At 39.5% G+C, this 22,156-nt stretch carries 21 protein-coding genes and 2 pseudogenes; 6 read left to right on the top strand and 17 right to left on the bottom strand.

Annotation, left to right across the window (positions count from 1 at the left end):
- The first annotated feature begins 344 nt into the window (after positions 1–344).
- Complete coding sequence (locus ACESZH_RS16255) at positions 345–2,015, top strand: AAA family ATPase (RefSeq protein ID WP_373215906.1); 1,671 nt, start codon at positions 345–347, stop codon at positions 2,013–2,015.
- Positions 2,016–2,947: 932 nt separating this feature from the next.
- On the opposite strand, the pseudogene ACESZH_RS16260 reads toward ACESZH_RS16255, so the two are convergent.
- The 3 genes and pseudogenes from ACESZH_RS16260 to ACESZH_RS16270 form a co-directional block, all read right to left on the bottom strand.
- Positions 2,948–3,307: pseudogene (locus tag ACESZH_RS16260) on the bottom strand (recombinase family protein); the annotation flags it as partial.
- An 84-nt stretch (positions 3,308–3,391) separates the two neighbouring features.
- A complete protein-coding gene (locus ACESZH_RS16265; RefSeq protein WP_373215905.1) occupies positions 3,392–3,808 on the bottom strand; it encodes a hypothetical protein in 417 nt (138 codons plus the stop codon).
- Positions 3,805–4,032, bottom strand: a complete 228-nt coding sequence (locus tag ACESZH_RS16270) for a sporulation initiation factor Spo0A (RefSeq protein ID WP_373215904.1) — start codon at positions 4,030–4,032, stop codon at positions 3,805–3,807. Before ACESZH_RS16270 ends, ACESZH_RS16265 begins: the two co-directional genes overlap by 4 nt.
- Before the next feature lie 197 nt (positions 4,033–4,229).
- Between ACESZH_RS16270 and ACESZH_RS16275 the strand changes: the two genes are divergently transcribed.
- Positions 4,230–4,424: a helix-turn-helix domain-containing protein gene (locus ACESZH_RS16275; protein WP_373219944.1), complete on the top strand. Its 195-nt coding sequence runs from the start codon at positions 4,230–4,232 to the stop codon at positions 4,422–4,424.
- A gap of 75 nt (positions 4,425–4,499) precedes the next feature.
- On the opposite strand, the gene ACESZH_RS16280 is transcribed toward ACESZH_RS16275, so the two are convergent.
- The 5 genes from ACESZH_RS16280 to dinB form a co-directional block, all read right to left on the bottom strand.
- Positions 4,500–5,462, bottom strand: coding sequence for a DUF5688 family protein (locus ACESZH_RS16280; protein ID WP_373215902.1), 963 nt, complete (start codon positions 5,460–5,462; stop codon positions 4,500–4,502).
- A gap of 20 nt (positions 5,463–5,482) precedes the next feature.
- On the bottom strand, positions 5,483–6,046 hold the full coding sequence (locus tag ACESZH_RS16285) for a hypothetical protein (RefSeq protein ID WP_373215901.1): 564 nt from the start codon (positions 6,044–6,046) through the stop codon (positions 5,483–5,485).
- Positions 6,047–6,266: 220 nt separating this feature from the next.
- Positions 6,267–6,542 carry a hypothetical protein gene (locus ACESZH_RS16290; protein ID WP_373215900.1) on the bottom strand — a complete coding sequence of 92 codons (276 nt, stop codon included), beginning with the start codon at positions 6,540–6,542 and terminating at the stop codon, positions 6,267–6,269.
- Positions 6,466–6,816, bottom strand: a complete 351-nt coding sequence (locus tag ACESZH_RS16295; protein WP_373215899.1) for a helix-turn-helix domain-containing protein — start codon at positions 6,814–6,816, stop codon at positions 6,466–6,468. The genes ACESZH_RS16290 and ACESZH_RS16295 overlap by 77 nt, the downstream gene beginning before the upstream one ends.
- 45 nt (positions 6,817–6,861) lie before the next feature.
- Positions 6,862–8,103: a DNA polymerase IV gene (gene dinB / locus ACESZH_RS16300; RefSeq protein WP_373215898.1), complete on the bottom strand. Its 1,242-nt coding sequence runs from the start codon at positions 8,101–8,103 to the stop codon at positions 6,862–6,864.
- A gap of 218 nt (positions 8,104–8,321) precedes the next feature.
- Here dinB and ACESZH_RS16305 point away from each other — a divergent pair, with 218 nt between their 5' ends.
- Both ACESZH_RS16305 and ACESZH_RS16310 read left to right on the top strand, forming a co-directional pair.
- Positions 8,322–8,774 (top strand): helix-turn-helix domain-containing protein, encoded by a 453-nt coding sequence (locus tag ACESZH_RS16305; protein ID WP_373215897.1) that lies wholly within the window; start codon positions 8,322–8,324, stop codon positions 8,772–8,774.
- A 137-nt stretch (positions 8,775–8,911) separates the two neighbouring features.
- Positions 8,912–9,490 carry an ImmA/IrrE family metallo-endopeptidase gene (locus ACESZH_RS16310; protein ID WP_373215895.1) on the top strand — a complete coding sequence of 193 codons (579 nt, stop codon included), beginning with the start codon at positions 8,912–8,914 and terminating at the stop codon, positions 9,488–9,490.
- Positions 9,491–9,606: 116 nt separating this feature from the next.
- On the opposite strand, the gene ACESZH_RS16315 is transcribed toward ACESZH_RS16310, so the two are convergent.
- The 9 genes and pseudogenes from ACESZH_RS16315 to ACESZH_RS16355 form a co-directional block, all read right to left on the bottom strand.
- Positions 9,607–10,284 carry a hypothetical protein gene (locus tag ACESZH_RS16315; protein ID WP_373215894.1) on the bottom strand — a complete coding sequence of 226 codons (678 nt, stop codon included), beginning with the start codon at positions 10,282–10,284 and terminating at the stop codon, positions 9,607–9,609.
- A 115-nt stretch (positions 10,285–10,399) separates the two neighbouring features.
- Positions 10,400–11,647, bottom strand: coding sequence for a macro domain-containing protein (locus ACESZH_RS16320; RefSeq protein ID WP_373215893.1), 1,248 nt, complete (start codon positions 11,645–11,647; stop codon positions 10,400–10,402).
- A gap of 26 nt (positions 11,648–11,673) precedes the next feature.
- A complete protein-coding gene (locus ACESZH_RS16325) occupies positions 11,674–11,898 on the bottom strand; it encodes a hypothetical protein (RefSeq protein WP_373215892.1) in 225 nt (74 codons plus the stop codon).
- 17 nt (positions 11,899–11,915) lie between these two features.
- Positions 11,916–14,954, bottom strand: coding sequence for a type I restriction endonuclease subunit R (locus ACESZH_RS16330; RefSeq protein ID WP_373215890.1), 3,039 nt, complete (start codon positions 14,952–14,954; stop codon positions 11,916–11,918).
- Positions 14,951–16,204: a hypothetical protein gene (locus ACESZH_RS16335; RefSeq protein WP_373215889.1), complete on the bottom strand. Its 1,254-nt coding sequence runs from the start codon at positions 16,202–16,204 to the stop codon at positions 14,951–14,953. Before ACESZH_RS16335 ends, ACESZH_RS16330 begins: the two co-directional genes overlap by 4 nt.
- Positions 16,204–17,970 carry an N-6 DNA methylase gene (locus ACESZH_RS16340; protein WP_373215887.1) on the bottom strand — a complete coding sequence of 589 codons (1,767 nt, stop codon included), beginning with the start codon at positions 17,968–17,970 and terminating at the stop codon, positions 16,204–16,206. The genes ACESZH_RS16335 and ACESZH_RS16340 overlap by 1 nt, the downstream gene beginning before the upstream one ends.
- A gap of 38 nt (positions 17,971–18,008) precedes the next feature.
- Positions 18,009–18,479: pseudogene (locus tag ACESZH_RS16345) on the bottom strand (restriction endonuclease).
- A 346-nt stretch (positions 18,480–18,825) separates the two neighbouring features.
- Positions 18,826–20,019: a peptidoglycan-binding protein gene (locus ACESZH_RS16350; RefSeq protein WP_373215886.1), complete on the bottom strand. Its 1,194-nt coding sequence runs from the start codon at positions 20,017–20,019 to the stop codon at positions 18,826–18,828.
- Between the two features lie 38 nt (positions 20,020–20,057).
- Positions 20,058–20,180 (bottom strand): helix-turn-helix domain-containing protein, encoded by a 123-nt coding sequence (locus ACESZH_RS16355; RefSeq protein ID WP_373215914.1) that lies wholly within the window; start codon positions 20,178–20,180, stop codon positions 20,058–20,060.
- A 232-nt stretch (positions 20,181–20,412) separates the two neighbouring features.
- Between ACESZH_RS16355 and mobC the strand changes: the two genes are divergently transcribed.
- The gene (gene mobC / locus ACESZH_RS16360; RefSeq protein ID WP_373215884.1) at positions 20,413–20,742 is read left to right on the top strand and encodes a plasmid mobilization relaxosome protein MobC; all 330 of its coding nucleotides are present in this window, start codon (positions 20,413–20,415) and stop codon (positions 20,740–20,742) included.
- Positions 20,703–22,100 (top strand): relaxase/mobilization nuclease domain-containing protein, encoded by a 1,398-nt coding sequence (locus tag ACESZH_RS16365; RefSeq protein ID WP_373215882.1) that lies wholly within the window; start codon positions 20,703–20,705, stop codon positions 22,098–22,100. The genes mobC and ACESZH_RS16365 overlap by 40 nt, the downstream gene beginning before the upstream one ends.
- The last annotated feature ends 56 nt before the right edge of the window (positions 22,101–22,156 follow it).

Below are 22,156 nucleotides of genomic sequence, written 5' to 3' on the forward strand. Positions count from 1 at the left end.
GGTAGACAACCTGTATCACACTGTTTTTCAAAACAGTCTGGAGAGCATAGTCATCCCATTTACCGTGATTCAGGAAAAAGCAGTTGTAGTCCGGTGCATAGAGCTGACTTCTGCAAAATCGATGGTTTTTCCTTTGTAACCTCGAAGGAAAACAGAAACGATAATGGTCATCAAATGGTTCAGGTACACATCGGACAAAAATAATCCGAGTTTTAAAGCGTTAAAGTAATTGTAAATACTGTTAGAATGATGTATACTGTTTGCAACAGGCACCCCTTGTTGAAATGTGTATGTTGTTTGTTGGTACTTCAATTATACATCATTCAACGGAGGGTATCTTTATTTTGTGCAATATTTGGGATTTACTCATTTATAGTAATAATCTTGGAATTCCATTCTCTTCGATTTCTTGCGCCGGTATTAGTACCGCTATCCCTTTCACTGGTGATGAAGCTGCCTTTGATCAAGCATCTCCTAGTGAAATTGTTAAGAAAATGTACCAAAATGGTAGTACCTCAGAATGTGTTTTTCTATTTGATGAACTTGATAAAATGAGTAGAAACAATAAAAACGGAGATCCCTATATGTCTCTTCTAGGCTTACTTGCTGATGGCTTGCACTATGACCGTTATCTAGAAACATATCTAGATATGAGACATTCTATCATAGTGGCAACGGCAAACTACGAAGAAGGTATTCCTGAGGTCCTCCGCCAGCGATTTACTCATATAATTAGATTTCCTTCCTATACAATCGAAGAGAAAGCGATAATTGGTAAAAGCAAGTCTATTTCAATGTTATCTAATTATCAATTAAACAATTTATCATTTTCCGAAAGTGCATTAAAACGCATTGCATGGTATACAGATGATGATGGAATGAGATGTTATAACGGTCATCTTCAGAAATTAATTACTCGCATTCTCTCAGAAAAACCTACAACTACTGTCATTGATGAAGCATATATTGATGACTGTTTTTTATCACTGATTGATAGTACTAGCCCCAAACTCATATTTAAAAGAAATGAGCTTTATTATGATGACAAGGTACGAAATGAAATTCGCAAAACATTGTACCATATGGAAAGTATTGATTCGGAGAACACAACTATTGCTAAATTTGAACAGAAACTAGAGATATTATGTAAACTTTTTGCTGAATCTTCCCCGGAATGTTTAGATGTGAATACCATCCATACAACGCTGTCTAGCAGTCACTTTGGAATGGTTAGTGTTAAACGCCAAATAGCTCGACTTTTTTATAGCCATGCGGTAACCGGAAAAATCAGCGAGGCAAGAATTCTTTTATCTGGAAAACCAGGAGTTGGAAAAACTTCTATAACCACCGCTATTGCTACAGCTTTAAATCGACCACTTGTAACAATCAACATGAATGGACTTTCTAATCCTGAGAGTTTAAAAGGTTTTTCTATAACATATATTGATGCAACTCCAGGATTAATTGCCAAGCAAATTTGTCAAGCAGGTACTACTCGTTGCATAGTGCGATTGGATGAAATTGAAAAATGTTCACTTTCCGTACAAAATACATTGATTGACCTACTAGACTCATCTAATAGATTTACAGATGTTTTTCTTGGGCTAGATCTTGATTTATCAGAGACAATTTTCATCGGAACAGTAAATGATATTAATTTACTTTCATCGCCCCTTCGTAATAGATTTTACGAAATTGAACTCGGTGACTATACATGTGACGAGAAATATCATATTGCTAAAAATTATGTTCTTCCAAAACTATTAGGAAAGTATACTTTAAATAGTTCAATAATTCATATCCATGATGATGCGTTGCAACTATTTGTGAACCAATATTCAAGAAGTTCAGGTATCCGAGAAATAGAAAGAGAATTGGAAAATATTATTCTTGATATTCTCCAATTCAATAATGGTATTCCTTCCCTTCCAGTGGAATACACTTGTACAAAGATGCAAAATTATCTTAAAGAAAATTTACCAACTAATACAAAATCCATCGGATTTGGCAAATAATACTCTCTGTATGATTATATAAGTGTGTACGTTCATCAAACCTGCACACTTATATGATCTCGGCTTATCAATTTCCACTTTTCAGCATGCAAAAACTTCCGAATAGAATATTGGTTTCTAAAATATTTCAGCCCCTTTCGCTTTCCTTTATTCTCCCTGCTGTTTTACAATCAGCTCCTTGTTAATATTTAGTCTCTCATGAATAGACATTTTTTTCTGTTTTTTCGCCGATTCTCTCAGGATTGCGAACTTGTTTCGCAATTACCTATGATAATATAACTATAATCTCAATAATGAGTTTCATCACTCTGGCAATATTGTCAGTACAGAAAGTACCACTGAAATCAAATAAAGGTCATATTTCGCCTATAACATTACATTGCTTTATGACCCGATGATCCAATATATTTTCAGAACACACGAAAAGGCGAAGAACTATGCTCATCATTGTCCTCCGCCTTTTCTTACATATAAGAAAGAGAGATGGGAAAAAATTATTTCATTTACCCAGCCATCTGTCCTTTTTCTTCTTCTGTTACCCCAACAACTTCCCCAAGTTCCCTGCTGTACATCATCAGCTGTTCCGGCAGCTTAGTTCTGTACTCTTCCATTTCCGCAGTCAATTCACGGATATTCGCATGAAGTTCTGCCATCTTGTCAGTTCCCTTCCACAATCCTACCGGTGTCACAACCACATTGTCCGTACACACTGGTGAGATGTAGAAATCATCATCAAGAACATATGCCACTTTATTCATAATTGCAGTGTTGAAAATAAAAGCTACTTCGAAATCATAAAGAGTATTACAGCCAAGAACGTAACTTGATTCGTATCCGGATTTAGCACCTGGTTTCAGATGATTGATCATCTTTTTATCATTCTCGATACAGTATTCCATATCGTTAGCACCTGCCAGAAAACATTCTTCTGGCTTGATGCCCCAGTTTTCCAGTTCTTTTGTGATGGCGTAAAGGGAAAGACCGCTGATGAAAAGCCGATAAATCAGTCGAACCGTGGCTGCCTGTTCCTCGTTTATCTTAATGTCCTTGTCATACCCAAGGAAACAACCAAAGGCAACGCTGCCTTTGCCATCGGCAAACTGCTTTCGCTTGCCCCAGGTCGTGTTCTCGGAAATACTCCGGCTTTCCTCCTGTGCCAGGGAACTCATGATGGTTATCATCAACTCGCCCTTGGCATCCAGCGTCCATATGTTCTCTTTTACAAAATAGACCTCTATTTCCAGGTCTTTCAAATGCCTGAGCGTATTCAGGCCATCAACCGTGTCCCTGGCAGATGAGATACCTACACAGTAGGCATTAAAAAAAATAGGCTCCGGAATACGGCATTTCCGTATTACTGAGCCTATCATCTTTTATCATTGATTTTCAATCAATTCTCCATCAACATAGAGCCTGAATTCTTCCGGATTGTTGATGATATCATAATCGTGGTTCCACTCTTCCGGTTTGTATTCCACTGTCATAACAGGATCATTACCTTCGACCTCATCCCTCCAAAGATACACACGCATATCCAGGCTTGTTGCATACCCGCGGTCTGTGGAAAACCTGATGGACTGGAATGAATTCTCCTTGCACATACGAACGAGCAACCGTGCAAATTCATCCTTATCCTCGATCTTATCCCGATTTGCTATTACCACAAGGTTCTCATCACGGTTCATGCTGAAGCTACTCAGCAAATCCGGCTCTCCTTCTTTTTTATTGTTGCACCCAGAGCCAATACAACAAACCAATAGAGCCAGAACTGCGATCCGACCAGCCCCCTTCATGAAACTGCCGCCTGCGGATTCTTTAACTGACCCACCAGATACGGGATGACATCCTCAGGGATCGGATGATCTCCTTTAAAAGGAATCTTCGCCCACTCTTTCTGTACCTCTGGGTCTTTACTTTGAAATGCGGCATCTAAAGCAATCTGCATTTCAGCATATACTTCTTCCGCTATTGTATTGTGTACCCTGGCTACCTGCTTAATGATTTTATCGATGTCCATAGAAGCACCTCTCTTTTCGACAGTTTTCGTAGACTAAGCAACTTTACGAATCAACTCTCTCATTCTTTGCTGCGACATGCTTTTTCATTGCTCTGTTATAGGCATTATTGCCTATAACACTTTACCCTGATTATAGGCAATAATGAGCATATCTGTCAATGATATGAGGTGATGAGAATTTGATTTCATACGACCGGTTGTGGGAAACAATGAAAAAAACTGGTGCAACTACATATACGCTGCAAGTGAAAGGAAATATTAGCAGTTCTACGATCCGCCGCTTAAAGGCAAATGAATCTGTATCTACTAATACCCTTGATGCATTATGTAAAATTCTCCATTGTTCCATTTCAGATATCATAGAATTCATCGATGATTCTCCAAACATTTGAAAAAGCGGAAAGCAATGCTCATCACACTGCTCTCCGCCTTTTCCATTTATGCAGAAAGAAAAGTTCCTATTTCATTTATCCAGCCATCTGCCCTTTTTCTTCTTCCGTAACCACTACCACTTTCCCAAGTTCTCTACTGTACATCATTAACTGTTCCGACAACACATTTCTATCCTCTTCCATTTCCACCATCAACTGATGTATCTTTTCATGAAGTTCTTCCATCCTGTTCGCTCCGCTCCAACATCCTACAGGAGTTATAATTACATTATCCGTACACACCGAAATAACATAGAAATCATCCTCAAGAACATCTGCCACTTTTTTCATAATTGCAGAATTGAAGATAAAAGCAGCTTCATAATCATAAAGGGATGAACATCCGAGAATGTACTCTGTTTCTGCACCAGATTTATCACCTGTTTTCAGAAGATTGCCAGGCTCTTTTTCATTTTCAATACAATATTCCATTTCGTTTGCACCTGCCAAATATACATTTTCCTGATGTCTGGCAAATAAGAGTTCCACCATTTCATCTTCTGTAATTCCCCATTTTTGAATCGTATCGTGATTAATAGACATCTGCATTCCAAGACCGTCTCTTTCATATAACAGATGACATTCCAGTGCAATATCTCCAATACGTCGATACGGATGATTCTCAAGAAGCGTTGACCTGGCCTCTGCATCGAATACGTATGGGACGAGGTATTCCTTTGCTATTGAAAAATCTTCCTTTACATGATCAAAGAATGCATAGGCTTCCTTTACTTTTTCATATTCTTTCAGGAACTCTCCCAATTCCTCTTTCAGATACTCTTCAACATCTTCGCCATTCCGGCACTTATCAAATAATTTCTCTACTGGAATTCTAAATCCCATAACATGATGATCAGATATCATAAGATACTCTGTCGTTACTGAATTTTCATCCACTTCCGACTCAAATTCCACTTCAATTCCTGGATATTTCTCTCCAAGATACTCCTTTACAGTCTTTACTGCTATTTCTTTCATCTGATTCATTTTCAGCAGCATAACAATTCCTCCCGTATTTATTAAATCCAGCCTATCTCAGATACTCTTTTCTGATTATCAACTGCCTGCGGGATCACGATCTCGAAGAAAAAGAATCCCATATACTGCAGTGCTGTTTTTTTCTTTTCATAATAGACTGACCGGCTGAATCCCATCTCCTGCCATACTTCAACATCAGTACGGACAATATTACTGCAATATCTCCGGTAGATCAGTTCTTCCAGTACCACACCGTTCGGTGCATAGTATTTTGTCAGAATCCTTGCTCTGGATACCAGATCGCAAAGGCATTTCAGATCCATCAGTCTGTGTACTTCTTTCTTTAATTTCGGAACGTTGATGCGGTAATCCCAGTCGAAGAGGTATGTCAGTGCATAATCCAGGCTTTCGTTAATCATTTCGTGGCACTCTTCGTCCAGTTCGTGGATACCCAGCTGGCTGTTCTGCAGCATTTCGCCGTATCTTCTGAAGAAACTCTTCATTTCCTTTTCATGGTCTCCGGCTTCTGTAATGCTCCTGCCTCGTAATTTTTCTGCGACGTCGCGCATACTTTTGATTGCATATTCTCTTGCATTTATCTTCAATTGTTTCTTTACTCCTTCAAATTCATCTGTAAAAGCTGTCTGCTTTCTGATATTCCCTATGATTTGATGGGATACGTATGTTTCAATTTCAGGACTATACCATGGCAGGTTGTGGGTGTCTGCCCTCTGATCTGGCAGGAAGTCCTTATATAAATCCGTGAATGGTAAAGGGAAAGTCAACGTCCACGGATAGTATTTTCCTGATTGGTATTATCTGCTCTCAAACCAGCTTCTTTTCCATAAAGAACCTATCTACTTCGTAGTACAGATGGCATTCCTTACCATCTACGATAATCGTGTACATGAGACCGGTTCCTCCGGCCTTTCTGTTTGCCTGCATTTCTTTTTTCTTGATTCTGTCAATTTCATAGGTGCGGCCGTCTTCCCATACGAAAGACTTTGGTATCAGATCGCCTTCCTTAGAAAGCAGGGCATGAACATCCACATATACCTTTAAAGCCGCTGTTGTCTGTGCATTCTCCGCTTCTCTGTTCATAATCCTCTCCTGCCCCTTCTGCAATCAGATACATGATTTCTTCCATCAGATTGTAATTTCTCAGGATTTTAATGGCTCTTGGCGATCCCTTCATTCTCTCAATGAAGCCTTTTTTCTCCAGCGCTTTCAGATACGCATATACAGTGGATGTTGAACCAACTCCAATCGCATCTGCAATCTCTCTCACCGTTGGTGACCAGCCTTTCTTGTCCTGACAGTCCTGGATGAACCAGAACACCTCTGCCTGTTTATCTGATAATCGTACTCTTGACATAATTTTGCCTCCTGTTTCTATGATAAAATGCATTCCGTAACCAGGCTAAAAATATCCAACTGGGTGTACGGTGTGGGTTCCCATCGCATCCAGTCCCGCAAGTGCCGGGTCCTTCAACATGAATGCTTTCTGTATGCTGAAATAACCAAAACGTCTTCTGATCTCATCTACACATGCATCCAGTTTTTTCTGTCTTTCACGGTTCTGCTCGTTCATAAAAAGATCCAGCTGAACCGGATAGTCATCCGTTACAAGATCCGCTCCCCGGATACCGAGACTTCTGATTGGAAGCCTCCAATCGTAATTGTCCTGAAACAGCTCAAATGCAGCTGCCATGATTTCTTCTGTTATATTCGTCGGCTCTGACAGCTTTTTCTGTCTGGAAAAGTGATATAGATCGTTGCTTCGTATGGATATGCCGACTACCCTGCACTGAAATCCATGTTTGCGAAGCCTTGCAGAAACGCTCTCTGCCAGTGCCTGGAAGATGATCTGCACATCCTGGTCACAGGTCAGATCTCTCGGTGTAGTAGTACTGTTTCCGATGGATTTAATCGGTGCATCGTATCCTTCCTTTGTTACCGGAGAATCATCCATTCCATTTGCAAATGCGTACAGAATCAGTCCCATCTTTCCCAGCTGCTGTTCCAGAAAAGCAGGATCTGTCTGTGCCAGATTGCCAATCGTGTGGATTCCATACTTTGCAAGTTTTGGTGCGGTACGCCTTCCCACATACAGAAGATCCGATGCCGGAAGTCCCCAGACAATCTGCCTGTAATTTTCCCGATTGATTTCTGTAATGGCATCCGGCTTCTTATAATCACTGCCGAGTTTTGCAAAAATCTTATTCCAGGAAATTCCGATACTGACTGTGATTCCAAGCTCCCGTTTCACGCGATTGCTGATCTCTCTGGCAATCTTCATGGCATCCCCTTTGATTGCTGCACTTTCATCCACCTGCAGCCATGCCTCATCACATCCATAGCTCTGAATCTTATCCGTATAATCCGAATAGATATTCAGAAGATATCTGGAAAATCTGAGATACAGATCCATTCTTGCAGGGACAAATACAATGTCCGGGCAAGCCTGTTTGGCCTGCCATAATGCCATTCCTGTTTTCACACCTTTGCGCTTCGCTATATAATTTGCCGTCAGCACAATACCGTGTCTTGCTTCCGGATCCCCTCCAACAGCCAGCGGCTTTCCCGCCAGTTCCGGATGATGGAGCATCTCTACCGAAGCGTAAAAAGAGTTGGCATCAACATGAAGAATACTTCTGTCCATATTGTTCACTTCCCATTTGTTTAATCTTTATTTAACCCTTAGTTTTCATTTATACCCTTTAGAACTTCCGAAAACTTCTTGACATTCTTCCGAATCGGAAGTAATATTTAGTTATTCGGAACTTCTTTTATATTTGTGATTATAAGCACGCTTCAGAAGTTTGTCAATAGTTAATCGGAAGTTAAGAAGAAATATTTTAGAAAAGAGGTTATCTGACCATGACATTCGGCCAAAAGATTTTGAAAGCACGTACCACTCTGAACATCACTCAGACAGAACTTGCACAGTTGACCGGCATTTCCGAACGTTCTCTCTATACCTATGAACAGGGGAATATCATCCCTCGCAAAAGCAATCTTGAAAAACTTGCAAAGGCATTACATGTATCGGTAACCTATCTGCTGGATGATGCTGAAGAAAATACGCAGAAAGATATGGAAAAGAAGGATTTCATTCATAAAATAAAAGATACCCAGGGAAATAAAGGTGCACACGAAGCTCAGGAAATCCTGGATCATGTATCAACCTTTCTTGCCGGTGGTGATTTGGATGATGATGCGAAAGAAGTGTTTATCCAGTCCCTGATGGAAGTCTATATCGATTCCAAACAGGAGGCTGCACGCAGAAGAAAAAAGAAGACCGGTCAGTCACTGATCGATCCCACAGAATGATAGAGATTCGGCACATAACCGCCCGGCTGTCAAGCAGAAATTCATCTTTAGTTGTACAAACAAACGGACATCAAGGTGAGTAAACTATAGGTAGGCTGAATACAGTGGATTATATACTATCGGGAGGTAACAAAGAATTGAAATTTGATTACATTATTAACGCTGTAAACGAGATCATTGAAACGGTTGGTTCCCGTAATCTTGAAGATATCTGCAGCTATTATAACATCCTGATCAGAAGACATGACCTGCAGAAAAAACTGAAAGCATATTTTTATTTTAACCCGGCAGATGAAGTGCCCATCATTGTCATTGACAGTAACATTCAGGAAATTTTTTACCGAGTACTGATGGCACATGAGCTGGGACATTATTTTCTGCACCGTCAGACAGGAATGGTGCATCCATTCGTATTTCAGGAATACGAGCTGCTTGAAGCTGATGAAAAGAATTCCATTCAGGATGAGGAATTCGAGGCAAATATGTTCGCTTCTGAACTTTTAATAGAAGATGAAGCCGCTTTGGAAGCACTTCATTCCCACGCATTTTTTAATGCCGCTTCCATCTTGAATGTACCGCCTGCTCTTCTGGATTTAAAGCTCCGTACATTCTCGCACAAAGGGTACACCGCCTATTCCTCGGATTATGCAAAGGGCAATTATCTGAAGGAAGATAAGGCAGCATACGGATCCACAGAATACAGTGAATATTGTTAGCAAGAATAACTCTCTCCTCATAAAGAGACCAGCTGATTACAGGCAAAAACCTGAAATCAGCTGGTCTTCTTTTTACTTATTTTACTTTCGCATTCACATTTACCATGCTGTGATTATCAGTTTCTTCTTCCACCATGTCTTTTTGCATAATCTGCACGAACAGGTGCCATGCAGGCATCGAATGCCATGTCCATCTCTGCTTTTGATTTGGATCTTCTCATGGCTGAAACAGTCTGAGAGATAGCTTCATAATTCAGAAGTGTTCCTTCTTCATCACACTCATAATCAATGGCTCTGTCTGCTCCGATGCCAAATCGTCCTGCTACAGAAACAGCATCGATGTTTGCACCAAGGAACAGGAATTCCCATCCGTATTTTTCTTTTTCTTTCTCTACCATTCTCTTTACTTTGTCATAGCTGTAAATACGGCTGGAATTCTCCATACCGTCAGTTGTAATGATAAAAAGAGTTTTCTCCGGACGATCCTCTTCGCGGCCATATTTATGAACGTTTCCGATATGATGAATTGCCCCGCCGATTGCATCAAGAAGAGCGGTACATCCTCTTACATAATATTCCTTGTCTGTCATTGGAGCCACCTTGTCAATGGATACTCTGTCATAGATGACTTCCGTTTTGTCATCAAAAAGAACCGTGGAAATGACAGCCTCTCCATCTTCTCTTTTCTGTTTCTCGATCATACTGTTGAAACCACCAATCGTATCTGCTTCCAGTCCGCTCATTGATCCGCTTCTGTCCAAAATAAAAACTACTTCTGTTAATCCTTTACGCATAATTGATATCCTCCCTGATCTTTCTGATTTGTTCTTGTTTCATCTGATGGACTCATTATAGCGTAAGGGTTAAAAAAACAGGTCGCTTCAGAAACGACCTGCAAATTTATATCTGCTATGAAATAATGCACGGAAGTCCGTGTTCCTCCAGCTGGATATCCAGCTCGATCATATCATATATCTTGTTTTCTATGAAATATGAAAAGATCACGTCCGTTTTGTCACATGGAGAAAGCGCATATCCTGCTCTTGCCAGCAGATCCCGGCTCTCATCCAGGTTCAGCTTTGCACCGATACACAGGCAGAGAGCTGTCATCTTCTGTGGATGATAATTCACGTTGTTCTTGATCTTTGAAAAGATCTTTTTATCAACAATCGCACGTTTGTACACTTCCGCATTTTCCATGTTCTTTGACTGAATCAGATATAGCAGATACTGAGAAAATGTATCTGACAGATGAAGCATCCGTTCCTGCAGCTTGCTTTCATGCAAACTCTCAAAATCCAGGAACTCGTCTTCTCCTTCTTCAAAGGATACGGCGTCTACCGTACAGGACTCCTGTAATTCTTCCTGTAAAATTTCAGACTGTACCTTTTTATCTTTCTTTTTCCAGGAAAACTCCGGAAAGATGCCTTTCTTTTTTGCCGCCTGCGGAGGCAGTGGTTCCGACGATACCTGAGATAGCATCATGTTTTTGCTTCTGCTATCAGGCTCCTCTCTTCTTCTGCGCTGAGTATAATCTGAAAAGGCTGCTGTTGTATCAGAATCCATTGACGGAACAAAATTACCTGCATCGTAAGATCCACAGTATTCTTCCTGTCGCTTTTCCTCTACGTACTTCTGATCAATATATGACTCCAGATCCGGGTACAGCCTGATGCCAAGCTTCGAAGTTTTCTGATCAAATACTACCAGATAAATAAGCATATCGTAGCTGAGTAAAAACGTATTGACCTCATCCACAGCAATACGCAGTCCCTCTTCTTTTGGATATCCAAACCCGCCTGTGGATATCAACGGGAATGCAATCGACTCTGCATGAACCTCATATGCAAGTTGCAGACTTTTGCGATAGCAGGCACGTAGTTTTTCTTCTTCACCGTGCAATCCATCTTCATAATACGGACTAACCGCATGAATGATATGCTTTGCAGGAAGATGAAATGCAGGAGTGATAAACACTTCACCCTCCGGAACATATCCAATATGCTCTCTGCGATATGCAAGCAATTCCTCGCAACCTGCCGCCTGATATATGGCAAAATCACAACCTGTCCCAACGGTCGGATGATCATTCGCCGTATTCACAATGATTTCCGTATTCATTTTTGTAATGTCATTTCGAACAATTTTTAAAGGCATACCGATCCTCCTTCCATTCTTTCTCTTTACAATTCGAGCAGGTCACCTGCCTCATCTACGCTGTCAAATGCAGAATCCAAAAACTCCAGAGCATGATCGATTTCCACAATTGCCTCAGTCGCATTATCATACTCGTCATTATCATCCAGCATAGCCTGGATATCCTTCAGAATCATTTTGATTTCTTCAATATTGGCTGCCAGATCACGAAGACGGTCTTCTGGATTTGCCAATAGTGCATCGTTAATCATTTATTCCCTCCATTGTGTCAGGTTGTACTCTCGGCAGCTTGTCTCATTTCTCTATAAATAACACCTGCCAATGCACTCATAACAGCATTGTATTTTGACTGATCTTCGAAAAGTGCAGAATAGCTCTCCTGCGATTCCATAAAACTTTCCATCGCAGCTGTACCAAACGCAGCCGGGAAAATGCTTTCCACAAAGATTCTTGGATCACTGGTTCTGGCAGAACTTTCCAATTTCTTATCAGCAATCAGTTTATCATGAAGCGCACCAATCATTACACGATCAGAATCCTTGAACTCACCCTTGTATTTCTCGTTAATCTTCTCCAGTATTTCATCCAGCGTACTCTTTTGGCGTTTACCCTGAGCACTCTTGCTGGTTGCCGGAACATACTGCCCATCTACATTTTCAAGACGAATTTCACCTTCGAATGTCTTCTGAAGTTTGTAGTATTCCAACTTCAGTTTTCCATCAAGATCAACAGGATCCTCCGGTTCTGCAGGAAGCAAACTAATCAAATAGCTCAGGAACAGATATTCCTTATGCATATCTTTGTCGAACATTCTGGCAACCTGTGTAATGTAGCTGTACCAACGAATCAAGCTACGAACCAATCTTCTGAACTGGTATCTCTCTTCCGGATTTTTCAGATTATATCGGTCAGCAACCGGCTTAAGAACACTTGTCATTCGCCCCATTGCTCGATCATCTTGCTTACCTGGTTTATTCCAGACCTCGATAAATGCCACTACATCATTCTGATTATAAATCGCATAATCTAACAACTCACGTTCCGTCTGATAAATCAGATCCGCATTTACTTCCTGTTCCAAGCTGGTTTCCTGATAAAATGGCTGGAATGCATCCAAAATGTCTTCTTTTCTGTTTGCAAAATCAAGAACAAAAGTATCTGTTTTGCCCGGGCAGGTACGATTCAAGCGCGACAATGTTTGAACTGCTTTTACATTTTTCAGTTTCTTATCTACGATCATTGTATGAAGGAGTGGCTCATCAAAACCTGTCTGATACTTCTCCGCAACAATCAAAACATTGAAATTGTCATGGAATTCTGCTTTAGTCTGTGTATCAGAAATATGACTGCCATCTCTTCGAACGTTTAATCCAGATTCTGTGACATCTTCTTCCCCATCCTTAACAACGCCGGAAAAAGCTACCAGTACATCCATATCTGAGTATTTCTGTTCCTGAATATATCGCTTCACTTCATGGAAATAGCGCACTGCTGCTAGTCTGGAATCTGTAACAACCATCATCTTTCCACGTCCGGCAATCTTATGGCGGGTAGTATCACGGAATGTCTCAACGATAATCTGGGCTTTCTGGCTGATATTGTATGGGTGCAATTTTTCATACTTCTTGATAATTTTTGTTGCCCGGCTTTCTGGCAGTTCAGGATTATCTTCCGTATTCTTTGCAATTTTGAAACAGGTATTATAGGTCATATAATTCTGAAGGACATTCAGAATGAATCCCTCTTCAATAGCCTGTCTCATGCTGTATATATGGAATGGATGGAATGATCCATCATCGAGTTCGGTACCAAACATTTCAAGTGTTGCGGCTTTTGGAGTTGCCGTGAATGCAAAGAACGATAAATTCTTATGCTTTCCGTGGGTCAGCATCTCCTGCACAACCTTATCATTCTGGTCTATTTCATCCTCGCTCTTGCCTTCGATTTCTGCATATTCGCACAGGGCTTCCTCTGTATCAGCAAGGGCTGATTTCAATTTCATTGCGGAACTTCCAGTCTGAGATGAATGTGCTTCATCAACAATGATTGCATAATTACGTCCTGCTGCCGCATCTACTTCCTGATAAATCACTGGGAATTTCTGCAATGTCGTGACGATAATACGTACTCCATTGTTAAGAGCATCACGCAGATCTCTAGAATTCTTGTCCTCACCAATCGTCTCAACGGCGCCAATCGTATGATCAAAACCAGATATTGTTTCCTGTAACTGAGCATCCAATACAGTACGATCTGTTACAACAACTACGCTGCTAAATACAGCTTTATTCTCTTCGTCATGTAAAGATGCAAGACGATATGCTGTCCACGCTATCGAATTTGATTTTCCTGAACCGGCACTGTGCTGAATTAAATAATTTTGTCCTGATCCATTCTCACGAACATCTGCAATCAGTTTCCGTACAACATCAAGCTGATGATATCTTGGGAAAATCAACGCTTTTTTCTTTGTTACTCGTTCTGTTCCATCAGACAGCAACTTCTTATCTTCTTTCACCTGCAGATGGATAAACTTTTGAACAATGTCCATCATGCTATCTTTCTGGAAGACATATTCCCAGAGATATGCCGACGGATAGCCTTCAGGATTTGCAGGATTTCCTTTGCCACCATCATTGCCAGCACCATTGGATCCCTGATTAAAAGGAAGAAAATATGTATTCTTTCCATCCAGTTTTGTTGTCATCCACACTTCAAGCTGATCCACACAAAAATATCCCAGGATACGCTTGTTGAACTGAAAACAAATCTCACGCGGATCACGGTCATACATCCACTGTCGCTTTGCATTATCCACGTTCTGTCCTGTGTACTGATTTTTTAATTCAAATGCAAAGACAGGAATACCGTTAATCGCAATCATCATATCTACAGAATTATGCGATGTTGTTGAGTAAAACCACTGACGATTACATGTAATTTCGTTCTTCGCATACAGTTCCGCTGCAGTCTGGTTCAATCCTGATTCCGGCTTGAAATAACAAACTTTAAAACTGATACCACGATGTCTAAAACCATGGCGCAGTACTTCCAAAAGTCCGTATGTATCACATGCATTATTAAAATTCAGACAAAATTTGCGAGTGGTATCACCGCTGTTTTGCAACTCAAATCTTCTCCACTCATTAGGCTGTGTGTTCTGTATAAAGCGAATTAATGTGTCAGGGAATAATCCAAGATTCGTATCATAAACATCCTCATTGATAGTGTAGCCACCATCTGGAGACAAGAAGGACGCAGTGATATCGTCTTCAAAACGTTTTTCATTTGTAATGTCAACACTCATGACTGCGGGACCTCCTTTTTGCCAGTAACATATTCGTAGATCAAAGCCTTTTTATAGTTTTTTAATTCTGTTAAAAGTTGTTCTTTTTCTCTAATAAGTGAATCAATAGCTACTATCTTTTCATCCAAATAATCAGCAATCATAACCTGTTCTTCTAGTGGCGGCAAACATACTGACATATTTTTGAAATATCTCCAGTATAATCTCAACCTAAAATCTGCAACGCCATAGGAATATCGACGCATTTCTTCGATAGCAGGTTTTGTTGATATCAAGTACCCAATATATCTACTATCTACATTGGAAATTGGTCTTGCGACTACATACGCAGGGCTAACTAATCCGTCCACCCTTACAGTTCCAATAGCTCCCTGCCAAGCCCTCATCATATTATACGTAATGCAGCCCGGATATACTCGCTTGTATTTTGTCCGATCTTCACTTCGTACAAATGCTCTATCCTGTTCATCTTCTGATAATTCACGATCAGATACTCCAGTATTTATGGATACTGTTAAAATTGGAAGATCCTCTTCCCCTGGCTCACTTATTTCCCTAAATAAATCAGCAATTCTTCCTATCTTCCAATCAGCAGGGACTAATTGTAGCCAATCATTTCTATGTACTTTTTGAGGATGAGAATCATTAATTCCTTCTAATACTATTTTAAGTATTAAAGCATTTTTTACAGTTTTGTATTCTTTTATCGAAGCATCAATAAGCGTAATAAGCTTTTCTATTTCTTCACACTTTTTATCCAGATATTTACTAATCCTTTTTTGTTCACCAATTGGAGGATTAGGAAGTTTTATGTGTCTCATTTTGTCCCAACGAGTTGTCCATAAATCAGCGACAATTCCATTTCCCATCTTATAAAATTCTTCTGGAAAGGATTTAGTAAAAAATACATAATTATAATAATCAACATCACAAGATTTTGACTGTAATACAATATTTATTAGTGAGCAGGAACCATCTTGGCTCGCAACACCATATGCTCCTCTCCGATCTGATCTACTGTTAATGACAAAGTCGCCTTTTCTAACCAGTTTTCGATTAAATCTATCATCAGATTTAGCCACTGAATCAAGTTGGGGCACAACACCATTCATGGTTACCGAAAGAGCAGGATAATCCAAATCACTCACTTTTACAGAACGTTCTTTGTATATATCCCCTATCGTTGTTAAATCCCACTCATATGGAATATGTCCTATCCAAGCTTCATGACTATCCTTCATTATTCGCATTATTGAATGCTCCCTTCTCCAAAAAGAGTTCTCATATGAGAAGATATATTTTCTTCTAAGGCTTTAATTCTCTGAATCACATCGTTAACACTTTCCAAATTACTATACCTAAAGAAGTACTTTGTCATAGATATCTCATATCCAATTTTTGTTTTCTTCTCGTCAATCCATGCGTCTGGCGATAAAGGATATATTTTTTTACTCATAAAGTCTTCAGTTTTTTCGGTCAACGGAATCATTTCTGTATCCCTTAGCTCCTGATTAGGAATAGGTTTCCCATTTTTCTTAATGATTTTTCCGGTGTCATCAAGTAGTGGTCTTTCAATAACAACCTTTCTATATCCAAATTCACTGGCCTCAACAATTTTACTTTCACAGTATATACCTGATAAATCCCCATATATCTTGCTATTTCTAAATTCACCATAAGCAGCAACAATCATTTTTCTACAGTCATCAGATATATCGCATCTCTTGGTTCCTATCGGCCTTCTTCGAGGTTCGTAGCAATGAGACGCATCAATCAGCTGTACCTTACCCCTTCTGTGACTCTTTTTATTCTTATCTATAATCCAAATATATGTTCCAATCCCAGTATTCATAAACTGATCTGTAGATAGTTCTATAATTGCATCCAACCAATCATTTTCAATAATGTATTTTCTAATGTTCGATGAACCACTACCAGCATCTCCCGAAAACATCGCAGATGCATTTTGAATAATTGCCATCTTTCCATTGTTTGCTAGCTTTGAAAGTCCATTTAACACAAAGAGTTGCTGACCATCAGATATCTTAGGAAGTCCTGGTGCAAAACGTCCGAGTTCACCTTTCTTTGCTTCTGCTTCGACGGCTTTCTGTTCACGCTTCCAGTCAATTCCAAATGGCGGATTTGATATGATGTACTGGAACTGATAACCAGAAAATTGATCTTCAGAAAGTGTATCTCCGAATCTCATATTGTTAGGATCACCACCTCGGATCATCATATCCGCCTTTGCAATAGCAAAAGTAGAAGGGTTAAATTCCTGACCAAAACAAGTAACATCAATATCTGCATTCAGCTCATGAACACGTTCTTCCATACAGGAAAGCATCTGACTTGTTCCCATTGCCATATCATAAACAGTAACATTACCACCCTTGCTCAGGTCTGCATCACTGAGCAAAATGTCTGTCATAAGATAGATTACATCACGACTTGTAAAATGTGCTCCTGCTTCTTCACCAAAACTTTCTGAGAATCTTTTTACCAAATCTTCAAAGATGTAGCCACAATCAACCGCACTGATTTTATCTGGCCCAAGGTATCCCTTCTGCGAATTATATTCCTTAATAACAAGATACAGGGTATTGCTTTCCACCATACGTTTTATGACATTATCAAAGTCGAATTTAGACAGAACATCCTGCACATTCGCAGAAAAACCATTCAAATAATCTTTGAAGTTTGCTTCAATATTTTCAGGATCAGCAAGCAAAGCATCAAAAGTAAATTTGCTTGTATTGTAAAACTGATAGCCCGATGCCTTGGTCAGAAACCCATCTACTACTGCAAACTTTTTCACTTTCTCCCAAGTATCAAGTACAGCCTGATGAGTAGGAACAAGGCAGTCATGGAAACGCTTTACTACTGTCATTGGAAGAATAACAAGACCATACTCATGAGGTTTGAAAGGACCGCGCAGCATATCTGCTACGTTCCAGATCATCGTTGCTTTTTCTGCTATATTCGTACCGACTACGGTAAATTTATCATTTGCCATAATAATCTCACCACTCTTTTGTAATTGTATATATTGAATTATTTTATCGTCTTCTTCACAAATTCTTCGAGCTTATCTCGATCCCATAAAACAACCTTATTAATTTCAGCCAAATCTTTCGCCGCTTTTGTAAAGTATTGATTCGTTAAAACAATTGCCACATGACAGCCATAATATGTTTTTCTAGCGAATGGCTCTTGGACTGCTTTATTCCCTATATCCGAACTGTAGCATTTGCATTATATTCCAAAATCAACACCGTCACGGTGTGCAATTGGATCTAAACCCTAATCACCACTCCCCTTCGTAACGTTTACTTGGGGATAGCCATTTAACCTTAATAGTTCTGTACAAAATGATTCAAATGCATGTCCTTCCATGGAATCAATTTTTTCCAATGTACTGCGCACTGTTATGGGTCTGTTTTCCGGTTTCACTTTAGGTACTTGTTTTTCTGGAACAACAACATTAACCTCATTGGACTCTGCAAGAATCTTGTTCGTCTTCATAACTCTTTTATATGCAAGAATCTAATATTTGCATGTTTCTCCATACAGTGGATTTCCATCAGTAAATTATATTTCGTTTGGTCCGATACTGCACAGTATCTTTTCAGTTCCATTCTGATCAAAACGTAGAATAATATACCCGCTGATAATATCTTCCAGTTTGTCCTAATAAAACGTATCCTTACCACTATCTTTTATCTCAAATTTTATACTAAATTTCTTCGTTTCTGGCGTATATACTATATCTGCCATATAATATCAACCTCACTTATCGTGTCTTTTTCTTGCAGAATATACAACGTAATTTATGGCCAATAATCATATACTCCTTCGCTTTGATTAACTACTATTTTAAAAGTTCTGAAAACATAGATAATAAGTCATTATAATGTTCTGTACAGTAATACTCGGTTCCGGAAAAACCGTCAAACTCTCTGGTTCCTTCTTTACTGCAGCCCTCTACAATGCATGTATGTTTCGAGTAAGAACCATTTCCAACATCTTTTTCCATCTTATCAATGATTTTCTGAATTTCCTGATAATGAGTCTCACAGTAATATTCTGGTAAACCAGAAATACCTGTAACCAATCTAATCCCCTCTTCCTTGCAATCATCTGCCTCACAAATGTGATCATAAATTTCTGTTATTTTGGGAGTTGGTGTTGCAGATAAAGGTTCTGATGAATCAATCGGTTCTTCTTTCTCTGGTTCTACTGGAATATCCTTCTCCCATATTGAGATATCCAATTCTTTATTAATAATCGAATTCTCTATACGATAAGAAATAATCTGATTATATTGTTTTGCAAACGCTTCCTCTCCTTTTATTGACAGCAATGAGTACTCTGCGCTTCCATCATAATAATAACGTATAATTTTTACAGTTCGCTCCGTATTATCAATACTATCAAGGAACGGATTCATCGCATACACAATACATGTAAGATTACGATTATCATTATCATAGTATTTTTTTGAACTCGACGTATATGTCACCTGTCGTATATGATCTTTATCGGAATCAAATTCAAAATAAAATGTTCCACCATTAGAAGATAATCCTAAACTTGGATCTGGAACAAAATTCCATTCATTTAAAGAACTACCTGTAAGCCGATTATAATAAGTAACACCCTGATTATAGCGTTCTAAGAAAGTACTAATCTGAATTCCTTCGTGATTGGAATAATCTAATAGTGCGGCTGCAAAATCAGGATCAATGATACCCGATACCATCATCTCATGTTCTTCTTGATATCGTTTCACAGCTTCAATTGTTTTATCTCCTGAAATACCATCGGGTATACCGCAATCGTATCCCAATTCATTCAGCTTTTCCTGGACTTCCTGGATTGTTTGAGAAGATACCATACCCTCCAAGGTCTTTGAAGAAACAGGTTGTTCATTTCTTAACTCAGTTGTACTTTCTGAAGAATCTATCTGCCTAAATCCACCTGTTCCAGTAGATGCTGCAACCGGAATTGCAGACAATATTAGAGTAATCCCAATAATAAATACTGAAGAAATTAGTTTTTTCACACCTATACCTCCATTCGATTTGATTAAATCGTATTATGTCATTTTCCCTCAATGATAACCTCCATGATATTATCTATTGTACAATTCAAAGCAACGCATATCTTCACAAGAACCCAAAATTCGACATTTTTATTATAATTCGGCCTGAAAAATTCTTCAATCTCAGATTGGTATTTTCAATTATACAAATTTTATCCTTTTTTCCAAAACCCTCCTTTATTTAGATCATTTTCTTTGTTCTTAGAATATGAAGGGATTTTCAAATACGAGCAAGGACAGCCAGATTCATGAACTTTCTCTGGCGGGCATTCGCTGCAAGACCGGGTCCCTGCCCAATCTTGATTTTCGCTTCGCTCAAAAAACACAAAACAACAATGAAAGTGAGGTACTACGATGGCAAATTTGAAGAGAAAAATCCCCCTGCAGTTCTATGTGAATGAAGAGGAAAAGAAGATGATCCGAAAGAAGATGATTCTGTCAAAGACCGGAAATATGAGTGCTTATCTTAGGAAGATGGCAATTGACGGGATTATTACTAACATCGATACGACGTATCAGAAAGAAATTTTTCAGGAGATGCACAAAATTGGTGTGAACGCAAATCAGCTGGCAAAGGTTGCAAATACAACCGGTGCTGCTACCCCTGAAGATATGGCTGAGATGAAAGGATTGTTGAATAAGATATGGCATATATTAAAATCTTCCCGATTAAATCCACTGTAGATCATGCAGTGAAATACATTACAAATCCGAATAAAACCGACAGTCAGAATCTGGTCAGTTCTTTTGCATGTGCACCGGAAACCGCAGCCATGGAATTTGCTTACACGGAAGAAATGGGAAAACGAAACAACATGGATAAAGGTGACAATCTTGCCTGGCATATGATCATTTCTTTCAAGCCGGGCGAGATTACGGATCCTGCTATTGCACAGGAGGTTGGAGAAAAAATAGCTGAAGCTGCTCTGAAAGGAAAATATGAATATGTGCTATCAGTACACACCGATAAAGATCATGTCCACTGTCATCTGATCTTCAATGCCACCAGCTTTGTGGATTATCACAAATATCATTCCAACAAAAAAAGTTATCGCAGACTTTGCATGCTGAGCAATAAAATCTGCAGAGAGTATGGTCTGAACGAGAATATGCCGACCGGTGAACGCAGTCGTTCCTACAAGGAAAATATGGAATATAAACGTGGAAACAGTTGGAAGGCGAAGCTGAAATTTACGGTAGACCGGGCCATCTGGTCTTCTGTCACCTACGATGAATTCCTGATGAAAATGCAGTCGGCCGGATACGAAATCCGTCAGGGTAAGTACCTGGCGTTTAAGCATCCGGAGCAGAAACATTTTATAAATGTCAAAACTCTTGGGAGCTATTATACCGAGGACAGTATTCTTGCCAGATTGGAAAAAAATCGTACCAGGGCAAAGCTGCCGAAATTTATTACCAGGGAAATTCGTATCTTTCGTCAGATGACGGTTTATGTCGATTCACATAACAGGCCAGGATATGAACGCTACTGCAGTCTTCATAACCTACAGCAAGCAGCCAAAACCTATAACTATCTGTCGGAGCATAATCTTTTGAACTATGATGACTTTCTGCAGCATGTATCTGATGCCAAAGAATCTAAGACTGTTGCAGAACAGACACTTCTAAATTGTAATAAAGCACTGGAACAGCAACAGATCATCCAGAAGAAATGCAATGCTTACCGTATGTGCAGGGACATCATTCAGGGCGAAAAAAATGCTGCTGATCCTGCAGCTTACCGCAAGGCACATGCACAGGAATACCGTCTGCATGATACTCTGCTACAGGAGTTAAAAGATCTTGGTATTACAAAACTTCCATCCGCTGATAAGCTGGACCGACAGTTGGAAGAACTGCAAAAGGAACGTACAGCCTTGAAAGCCGAATTGAAAAAACATGACCGAAATCTGGAAATGCTATCCGTTATCCAAAGTAATTTTGAAGTCCTTCTTGAAGAGGCAGGAGTTGATATCTCCCATGAAGATCAGCAGGATAAAGCCCATGAGCCAGACACCACCAGAACGCAGGATGTTCTATAAAAATGTGACGCTTTCACCCCCGTTTTCCGGCTTCAACGATAAAAGTATTGCCTAAC

It is taken from the genome of Ruminococcus sp. 5_1_39BFAA, from assembly GCF_964240875.1.
Taxonomy (GTDB): domain Bacteria; phylum Bacillota; class Clostridia; order Lachnospirales; family Lachnospiraceae; genus Blautia_A.